This window comes from Streptomyces sp. LX-29 (assembly GCF_029541745.1).
Lineage (GTDB): Bacteria > Actinomycetota > Actinomycetes > Streptomycetales > Streptomycetaceae > Streptomyces.
Genome location: NZ_CP089746.1, coordinates 7477674 through 7488533, shown reverse-complemented (window position 1 = coordinate 7488533; position 10860 = coordinate 7477674). Strand labels below are relative to the sequence as shown.

Below are 10860 nucleotides of genomic sequence, written 5' to 3'. Positions count from 1 at the left end.
CGGCACTTTCGATTTCTTTATTACTGAGCATCGCCCAGTGCCCGCTGCACGAGGCTTTCCACGTTCAATTCGTCGATGAGATCCAGGTCCATCGCGTCGTTCTCGTCCTGCGGCTCGTCGCTCTCGGATTCCGGCTGGGCCAGCTGAAGCAGTACGTCCAGCAGGCCCGCCTGCCGGAAGCGGCTGATCGGAATGGACGCCAGCGCTGCTCGCAGCTCGGCCTCCGCGGGGTCGGTGTCCCCCGCCCCGTCGGCACTCGGGAAGAGCTCCTCGCGGAGGTGCTGCGCGAGGGCGAAGGGCGTGGGGAAGTCGAACAGCAGCGTCGACGGCAGCCGCAGGCCCGTGTCGGCACCCAGAACGTTGCGCAGCTCGACGGCGGTCAGCGAGTCGAAGCCCGAGTCCAGGAAGCCCGCACGGGACGGGAGCGCGTCCTGACTCGCGTGTCCGAGCACCGCCGCAGCCCGCGTGCGGACGAGGTCGAGGAGTACCCGCTCACGGTCCTCCGCGGGAGTGGCCAGAAGCTGCTCCTTCAGCCCGCTCTCCTGGGCCCGACCCGCCTCGGCGACACGCCGCGCGGGCGTCCGAACCAGGGAGCGCAGCACTGCGGGGAGACCCGGCTGACCTGCCAGCGCAGCGCCGTTCACATGCAGCGCGGCCAGTGTGGCATCGCCCGCGGCGCGGGCGGCGTCCAGCAGCGCCAGACCGTCGGGCTCCGACAACGGACGCAGACCCGCACGCGTCATCCGCGAGACATCCGCCTCCGCCAGACCACCGGTCATGCCACCGGCCTGAGCCCACAGACCCCAAGCCAGCGACTGACCCGCCAGACCCTCCGCACGACGCCGCTCAGCCAACGCGTCCAAGAACGCATTCGCCGCCGCGTAGTTGCCCTGACCCGACGCACCCAGAAGCCCAGCCGCCGAGGAGAACAGCACAAACGCGGACAGATCGAGGTCACGCGTCAGCTCATGCAGATTCAACGCGGCGTCCACCTTCGGACGCAGCACCGTCTCCAACCGCTCCGACGACAGCGACTCGATCACACCGTCATCCAGCACACCCGCCGTGTGCACGACACCGGACAGCGGATACTCGGCAGGGATCGTGCCCAGCAGCCCGGCCAGCGCCTCACGATCAGCCGCATCACAAGCCGCGACCGTCACCCGAGCGCCCAGTGCGGTCAGCTCATCACGCAGCTCAACCGCGCCCGGAGCGTCCACACCCCGGCGACTGGTCAACAACAGATGCCGAACACCATGCTCAGCCACCAGATGCCGAGCCACCAACGCACCCAGAGCACCCGTACCACCCGTCACCAAGACGGTGCCATCCACATCCCAGACAGGGGAATCAGAAGGCGCAGGGACCGTCGCACGCGCCAGACGCGGCACACGCACCTCACCAGCCCGCACCGCCACCTGCGACTCACCCGAGCTGACGACGGACGGCAGGACGGTCGCCGCATCGGCGCCCTCGTCCAGGTCGACCAGGACGAACCGGTCCGGGTTCTCCGTCTGTGCCGAGCGCACCAGACCCCACACCGCGGCATGCGCCAGATCCGCAACACCCTCACCGTCACCCGCGGCAACCGCGCCACGGGTCACCCACACCAGACGCGACGCGGCGAACCGCTCATCCCCCAGCCACTCCTGCAGCAGGCCCAGGACGCGACCGGTCGCACCACGTACATCCGCAGCACCGGACCCACCGGACAGGCACGGCACCAGCACCACATCCGGCACCACACCACCAGCACCCAGCGAGGCAAGATCCGAAACGACCTCACCCACACCCCACGACGCCGGCAGACCAGAATCCTCCGAACCCAGCACCGCCCAACCAGCACCACCCGCACCAGCCTCAGCCACCGACAGCGACGCCGACAGCGACTGCCAATCCACCCGGAACAGGGAGTCCTGACGGGTTCCCTGACTCGCACGGAGCTGCTCCGCGGACAGCGGCCGGACCACCAGCGATTCGATGGACGCGACCGACTGTCCCGAGCCGTCGGCAACGGTCAGCGACACCGCGTCGTTGCCGGTGGGCGCCAGCGCTACGCGCAGGACCGACGCGCCCGTCGCGTGGAGGGACACCCCGCTCCAGGAGAACGGGAGATGAGCCTGGCCGGACTGTTCCGAGTCACCGACCGCCATGGCGTGCAGGGCGGCGTCGAGGAGGGCCGGGTGGAGACCGAAGCGGTCGGCCTCGGAGCTGATCCCCTCCGGCAGAGCGACCTCGGCGAAGGTCTCCTCACCACGCCGCCACACCGAACGCAGCCCCTGGAACGACGGCCCATACACCAGACCCGCATCCGCGAACCGCTCATACAGACCGGCAAGCTCCACCACCTCCGCACCCACCGGAGGCCACTCCACCAAACCAACCGACGACAACGCCACACCACCAGCGACCAACGACCCACTGGCATGCCGCGTCCACGGCTCATCCACCCCCGACTCAGCCGAGCGCGAATAGAACACAAACCCACACCGGCCACCCTCACCGGCCGCCGACACAGAAATCTGCAGCTGCACCGCCCCCCGCTCAGGCAAGACCAGAGGAGCCTCCAACGTCAGCTCCTCCACCCGATCACACCCGACCTGATCCCCGGCTCGCATGGCGAGTTCGAGAATGGCCGTGCCCGGGACCACGGTGATGCCTGAGACGGCGTGGTCGGCGAGCCATGGGTGCGTGTCCACGCTGAGCCGTCCGGTGAACAGGTAGCCGTCGCCTTCCGCCAGTCCCACAGCGGCACCCAGCAACGGGTGATCGGCGGGGGCGAGGCCCGCCGAGGTGACGTCACCTGCCGGAGCGGTGGCGTCCAGCCAGTAGTGCTGGTGCTGGAAGGCGTACGTGGGCAGGTCGACGCGGCGCGCGCCAGAACCGGCGAACACCGCCTCCCAGCCCAGTTCACCACCCTGCACATACAGCGCGGACACCGCCGCCAGCAGCGTCTGCTCCTCGGACCGATCACGACGCAGGACCGGGACGAGCACGGCCTCGCTGTCCCCGGCCAGGCAGTCCCGAGCCATCGCGGAGAGGGTCCCGTCCGGGCCCAGCTCCAGGAACCGGGTCACGCCCTGGGCCTCCAGCGTGCGAACACCGGCGGCGAACAACACCGCCTCCCGCACATGCCGCACCCAGTACTCCGCCGAGCACAGCTCCTCAACCGACGCGATCTCACCCGTCACATTGGAAACCACCGGGATGCGAGGAGCCGCAAACGACAACCCCTTCGCAACCCCCGCGAACTCCTCCAACATCCCGTCCATGTGCGACGAGTGGAACGCGTGACTGACCCGCAACTGCTTGGTCTTCACCCCACGCGCCGCGAAGCCCTCACCGATACGCGCCACAGCCTCGGCATCACCGGAGATCACCACGGAAGCGGGACCGTTGACCGCAGCCACCGACACACCAGCGGCGCCGTCAAGCGCCGACCGGACGTCCTCCTCCGGGGCCGCGATGGACACCATCGCACCACCCTGCGGGAGGCCCTGCATCAGACGGGCGCGGGCGGCCACCAGGGTCGCCGCGTCCTTCAGCGAGAGCACACCCGCCACATGCGCGGCAGACAGCTCGCCAATGGAGTGCCCGGCCACGAAGTCGGGGCGGACCCCCCACGACTCCACCAGCCGGAACAGGGCCACCTCAACCGCGAACAGCGCGGGCTGGGTGAAACCCGTCTGGTCCAGCACCTCGGCCTCAGACGCGAAGATCACCTCACGCAGCGGCCGCTCCACATGAACGTCCAACTCCACGCAGACCGCGTCGAAAGCCTCCCCGAACACCGGGAACCGCTCATACAGTTCCCGACCCATGCCGAGCCGCTGCGCACCCTGACCCGTGAACAACACGGCCAGCTTCCCGCCACCGACCACGCCCTGAACCACACCAGGCGCCACGTCACCAGCAGCCAACGCCTCCAGAGCCGCACGGAACTCCGCACGATCCGAAGCCACCACCGCCGCACGGTGCTCCAACGCGGACCGCGACACCGCCAGCGAATACCCGACATCCGCCAGGCTCACATCAGACCGGGACTCCACAAAAGCAGCCAAACGCCCCGCCTGCCCCCGCAGCGCCTCCGCACTCCGCGCGGACACCACCCACGGCACCACACCACCGGCGGCTCGCTGATCGGCCGATTCGATGTCAGCGGCATCACTCGGTGTGGATTGCTCGATGATGACGTGGGCGTTGGTCCCACTGATCCCGAAGGAGGACACACCCGCCCGGCGGGGCTGGCCGGTCTCCGGCCAGGCGATCTGCTCGGTCAGCAGCTCGACAGCGCCCGCCGACCAGTCGATGTGCGGCGACGGCTCGTCGACGTGCAGGGTCTGCGGCAGCACACCGTGCCGCATCGCCATCACCATCTTGATGATCCCGGCAACACCCGCGGCCGCCTGGGTGTGACCCAGGTTCGACTTCACCGAACCCAGCCACAACGGGCGGTCCGGAGAGCGGTCCTTGCCGTAGGTGGCCTGGAGCGCCTGGGCCTCGATGGGGTCGCCCAGGGTGGTGCCCGTGCCGTGCGCCTCGACGACGTCCACCTGATCGGCGGAGAGGCGGGCGTTCGACAGCGCCTGGCGAATCACGCGCTGCTGCGAGGGACCGTTCGGCGCCGTCAGACCGTTCGACGCACCGTCCTGGTTGACGGCCGAACCCCGCACCACGGCCAGCACCTGGTGGCCGTTCCGCTCGGCGTCCGACAGCCGCTCCAGCACCAGCATGCCGACGCCTTCGCCCCAGCCGGTGCCGTCCGCCGCGCCCGCGAAGGACTTGCAGCGGCCGTCGGAGGCCAGACCACGCTGCCGGCTGAACTCCACGAAGACACCGGGGGTGGACATCACGGTCACGCCGCCCGCGAATGCCATCGTGCACTCGCCCTGACGCAGCGCCTGCGCCGCCAGGTGCAGGGCGACCAGCGAGGACGAGCACGCGGTGTCCACGGTGACCGCGGGGCCCTCGAGGCCCAGGGTGTACGAGATACGGCCAGTGGCCACGCTGCCCGAGCTGCCATTGCCGAGGTAGCCCTCCAGCCCCTCCGGGATCTCCCGCACCCGGGCGCCGTAGTCGTGGTACATCACGCCGGTGAACACGCCGGTGCGGCTACCGCGCAGCGACTGCGGGTCGATGCCGGCGCGCTCCAGCGCCTCCCACGAGGTCTCCAGCAGCAGACGCTGCTGCGGGTCCATCGCCAGCGCCTCACGCGGCGAGATCCCGAAGAACGCCGCGTCGAAGTCCGCCGCGTCGTGCAGGAATCCGCCCTCGCGGGCGTAGCTGGTGCCCGAGCGACCTGGATCCGAGTCGAAGAGGCCGTCCAGCTCCCAGCCACGGTCGGTGGGGAAGGCGGACACGCCGTCGCCTCCGGATGCCACCAGCTGCCACAGGTCCTCCGGCGACAGCACCCCGCCCGGGTAGCGGCAGCTCATGCCGATGATCGCGATCGGCTCGTCGTCCGTTGCCGAGGCCGGGACGGCCGGAAGCGCCGTGGCCGCCGCCAGGGCGTCGTCGCCCAGGAGCTCGGTCCGCAGCAGGTCCGCGATCGCGGTCGGCGTGGGGTGGTCGAAGACCAGTGTGGCCGGCAGTCGGAGTCCCGTGTCCGCGATCAGCCTGTTGCGCAGTTCCACGGCAGTCAGCGAGTCGAAGCCGACTTCCTTGAACGCACGCAGGGGCTGCACCGCGTCCGGTGAACCATGCCCGAGCACAGCCGCCACGTGGCCACGGACGAGGTCGAGGAGTACACGCTCACGGTCCTGCGCGGGAGTGGCCAGGAGTCGTTCCTTCAGCCCGCCGTCCTGGGCCCGACCGGCATCGGCGATGCGCCGGGCCGAGGTGCGCACCAGAGAGCGCAGCACTGCCGGGAGACCTGCCTGACCGGCCAGCACGGAGGAGTTCAGGTGCACCGGAGCCAGTACGGCATCGTCCGCCGCGCGGGCGGCGTCGAGGAGGGCCAGCCCGTCGGACTCCGACAGCGGGCGCATACCCGCACGCGTCATGCGCGAGACGTCCGCTTCGGACAGGCCGCCGGTCATGCCACTGCTCTGGGCCCACAGGCCCCAGGCGAGCGACTGACCCGCCAGGCCCAGGCCGCGGCGGTGCTGCGCCAGAGCGTCGAGGAAGGCGTTGGCTGCTGCGTAGTTGCCCTGACCGGGCGCGCCGAGGATCCCGGCAGCGGAAGAGAAGAGGACGAACGCGGACAGGTCGAGGTCACGCGTCAGCTCATGCAGATTCAACGCGGCGTCCACCTTCGGACGCAGCACCGTCTCCAACCGCTCCGGCGACAGCGACTCGATCACACCGTCATCCAGCACACCCGCGGTGTGCACGACACCCGTCAGCGGATGCTCAGCGGGGATGCTGCCCAGCAGCCCGGCGAGCGCCTCGCGGTCAGCCGCGTCACAGGCCGCGACCGTCACCCGAGCGCCCAGTGCGGTCAGCTCATCACGCAGCTCGACCGCGCCCGGAGCGTCCAGGCCCCGGCGGCTGGTCAACAGCAGATGCCGAACACCATGCTCAGCCACCAGATGCCGAGCCACCAACGCACCCAGAGCACCCGTACCACCCGTCACCAAGACGGTGCCATCCACATCCCAAACAGGGGAATCAGAAGGGGCAGGGACCGTCGCACGCGCCAGACGCGGCACACGCACCTCACCGGCACGCACCGCCACCTGCGACTCACCCGAGCCGACGACGGACGGCAACATCAGCGCCGAAGCCTCGTCCCCGTCCACATCCACCAGGACGAACCGGTCCGGGTTCTCCGACTGCGCCGAGCGCACCAGACCCCACACCGCGGCATGCGCCAGATCCGCAACACCCTCACCGTCACCCGCGGCAACCGCACCACGCGTCACCCACACCAGACGCGACGCGGCGAACCGCTCATCCCCCAGCCACTCCTGCACCAGCCCCAGAACACGACCCGTCGCACTCCGCAGCCTCGACGAGACGTCGGAAGCCTCCTCTTCGTCATCGGCGGCGACGACGAGAGGAACGAGGACGGTGTCGGGTATCTCTCCCGATCCTGCCGCGTCCGTCAGAGAAGCGACGGAGAGCCGGGGCAGCCCCAGGGTGGATGCCAGCCCGAGCGGATCATCGTCCAGGACCGCCCACCGCTGAGTGGCCGGGGCCGGGCCGGCCGGAAGCGCCAGGGGCTGCCAGTCCATCCGGTACAGCGACTGCTGGTGCCCGCTCGCGAGCTGATCTCGGGATATGGGGCGCAGTACGAGGGAATCGACCATGGCGACCGGCGCCCCGGTGCCGTCGCTGACAGTCAGTGAAACCGCGTCGGCGCCGGCAGGCGCGAGCCGTACCCGCAGAACGGATGCGCCGACGGCGTACAGCGACACGCCACCCCATGAGAACGGAAGGCGCGCGCCATCGGGTCCCTCCAGGCCGTCGGCACCCATGGCGTGGAGGACGGCGTCGAGGAGGGCCGGGTGGAGACCGAAGCGGTCGGCCTCGGAGCTGATCCCCTCCGGCAGAGCGACCTCGGCAAAGGTCTCCTCACCACGCCGCCACACCGAACGCAGCCCCTGGAACGACGGCCCATACACCAGACCCGCATCCGCGAACCGCTCATACAGACCGGCAAGCTCCACCACCTCCGCACCCACCGGAGGCCACTCCACCAAACCAACCGACGACAACGCCACACCACCAGCGACCAACGACCCACTGGCATGCCGCGTCCACGGCTCATCCACCCCCGACTCAGCCGAGCGCGAATAGAACACAAACCCACACCGGCCACCCTCACCGGCCGCCGACACAGAAATCTGCAGCTGCACCGCCCCCCGCTCAGGCAAGACCAGAGGAGCCTCCAACGTCAGCTCCTCCACCCGATCACACCCGACCCGGTCGCCGGCCTGAAGGGCCAGTTCGACGAAGGCGGTGCCGGGCAGCAGTGCCGAGCCCATCACCTCGTGATCGGCGACCCAGGGGTGGGTGCGCAGCGACAGCAGGCCGGTCAGCAGCAACCCGTCGTCGTTGGCCAGCGACATGGCCGCGCCAAGCAGCGGGTGGTCGGCCGCGTTGAGTCCCGCCGCGGTGACGTCACCCGACGAGGGAACAGGGTCCTTCGGCCAGTAGCGCTCGTGCTGGAAGGCGTAGGTGGGCAGGTCGACCCGGCGGGCGCCGGTACCAGCGAAGACCGCCTCCCAGTCGGCAGCGACACCATGCACATACAGCTGCCCGAGGGCCGCCAGCAGCGTCTGCTCCTCGGAGCGGTCACGACGCAGGACCGGGACGAGCACGGCATCGCTGTCCTCGGCCAGGCAGTCCCGGGCCATCGCGGAGAGGGTCCCGTCCGGGCCCAGCTCCAGGAACCGGGTCACACCCTGCGCCTCCAGCGCACGGATCCCATCGGCGAACCGCACAGCGTCGCGTACATGCCGCACCCAGTACTCCGCCGAGCACAGCTCCTCAACCGACGCGATCTCACCCGTCACATTGGAAACCACCGGGATGCGAGGAGCCGCAAACGACAACCCCTTCGCGACCCCCGCGAACTCCTCCAACATCCCGTCCATGTGCGACGAGTGGAACGCGTGACTGACCCGCAACCGCTTGGTCTTCACCCCACGCGCCGCGAAGCCCTCACCGATACGCGCCACGGCTTCAGCGTCACCCGAGATCACCACGGAAGCGGGACCGTTGACCGCCGCCACCGACACACCAGCGGCGCCATCGAGGGCCGACCGGACATCAGCCTCCGGGGCCGCGATGGACACCATCGCACCACCCTGCGGCAGAGCCTGCATCAAACGGGCACGAGCAGCCACCAAGGTCGCCGCATCCGCCAACGAGAGCACACCCGCCACATGCGCCGCAGACAGCTCACCAATGGAGTGCCCCGCCACGAAGTCGGGGCGGACCCCCCACGACTCCACCAGCCGGAACAGGGCCACCTCAACCGCGAACAGCGCGGGCTGGGTGAACCCCGTCTGGTCCAGCACCTCGGCCTCAGACGCGAAGATCACCTCACGCAGCGACCGCTCCACATGAACGTCCAGCTCCGCACAGACCGCATCAAAGGCCTCGGCGAACACCGGGAACCGCTCGTACAGTTCCCGACCCATGCCGAGCCGCTGCGCACCCTGACCCGTGAACAACACGGCGAGCTTGCCGCCGGACACCACGCCCTGGACCGTACCCGCCGGGGCCTCACCGGCAGCCAGCGCCTCCAGAGCCGCCAGGAACTCCGAACGATCCGAGGCCACCAGCGTGGCCCGGTGCTCCAACGCGGACCGCGACACCGCCAGCGAATACCCGACATCCGCCAGGCTCACATCAGACCGGGACTCCACAAAAGCAGCCAAACGCCCCGCCTGCCCCCGCAGCGCCTCCGCACTCCGCGCGGACACCACCCACGGCACCACACCACCGGCCACATCAGTGGCGGGCTGCTCCGCAACGGGTTCGGCCTCAGTGGCCGGAGCGCCCTCCAGGATGACGTGTGCGTTGGTGCCGCTCACGCCGAAGGACGAGACACCTGCCCGGCGCGGCTGGCCCGTCTCGGGCCAGGCCACCTGCTCGGTCAACAGGCGTACCGCGCCCGCGGACCAGTCCACCTTGGTGGACGGCTCGTCGACGTGCAGGGTCTGCGGCAGCACACCGTGCCGCATCGCCATCACCATCTTGATGACACCCGCCACACCGGCAGCGGCCTGGGTGTGACCCAGGTTCGACTTCACCGAACCCAGCCACAACGGACGGCCCTCGGCACGCTCCTGGCCGTATGTCGCCAGCAGCGCCTGAGCCTCGATCGGGTCACCCAGCGCCGTACCCGTGCCATGCGCCTCGACCGCGTCCACCTGATCGGCGGACAGCCGGGCGCTGGAGAGCGCCTGCTGGATCACCTGTCGCTGGGCGGGGCCGTTGGGCGCGGTGAGGCCGTTCGACGCGCCGTCCTGGTTCACGGCGGAACCGCGGATGACCGCCAGCACCGGGTGACCGTTGCGCTGCGCGTCGGACAGCCGCTCCAGCACCAGCATGCCGGCGCCCTCGCCCATGGCCGTGCCGTCGGCCGTGTCGGCGAACGCCTTGACCCGGCCGTCGGCGGCCAGCCCGCGCTGGCGGCTGAACTCCTGGAAGATGCTGGGCGTGCCCATCACGGTCACGCCGCCGGCCAGCGCCAGCGTGCACTCGCCCTGGCGCAGCGCCTGACCCGCCAGGTGCAGGGTCACCAGGGAGGACGAGCAGGCGGTGTCGACAGTGACCGCGGGGCCCTCCAGCCCGAGGGTGTAGGACACCCGGCCGGACAGCACGCTGGCCACGGCGCCGGTCATCAGATAGCCGTCGAACGCGTCGGAGGACCGTTCCATGGTGGCCGCGTAGTCCTGGCCGTTGGTGCCGGCGAAGACGCCGATGCGGCTGCCCCGTACGGACTGCGGGTCGATACCGGCGCGCTCCAGCGCCTCCCACGAGGTCTCCAGCAGCAGCCGCTGCTGCGGATCCATCGCCACGGCCTCACGCGGCGATATCCCGAAGAACTCCGCGTCGAATCCGGCGGGGTCGTCGAGGAATCCGCCCTGCCGTACATAGCTGGTGCCCGGGTGGTCGGGGTCCGGGTCGAACAGCCCCTCCAGGCCCCAGCCACGGTCCGCCGGGAAATCCGAAATGCCGTCACCGCCGGTGGCGAGCAGCTGCCACAGTTCCTCGGGCGTGCTGACACCGCCCGGGAAGCGGCAGCTCATGCCGACGATAGCGATCGGCTCCTGGTCCCTGGCGTCCAGCACACGCAGGCGCTCGTGCGCCTGCTCCAGGTCAGCCGTTACTCGCTTGAGGAAGTAACGAAGCTTTTCTTCATTCCCCATCAAAATCTCCGTACTTGGGAACTCGACACGTCAC

General features: G+C 69.9%; 1 protein-coding gene. It reads right to left on the bottom strand.

Annotated features, from left to right (window positions below; all coding sequences use genetic code 11):
- Positions 1 to 20: 20 nt before the first annotated feature.
- Positions 21 to 10826, bottom strand: coding sequence for a type I polyketide synthase (locus LRS74_RS30935; protein WP_277744102.1), 10806 nt, complete (start codon positions 10824 to 10826; stop codon positions 21 to 23).
- Positions 10827 to 10860 lie beyond the last annotated feature (34 nt).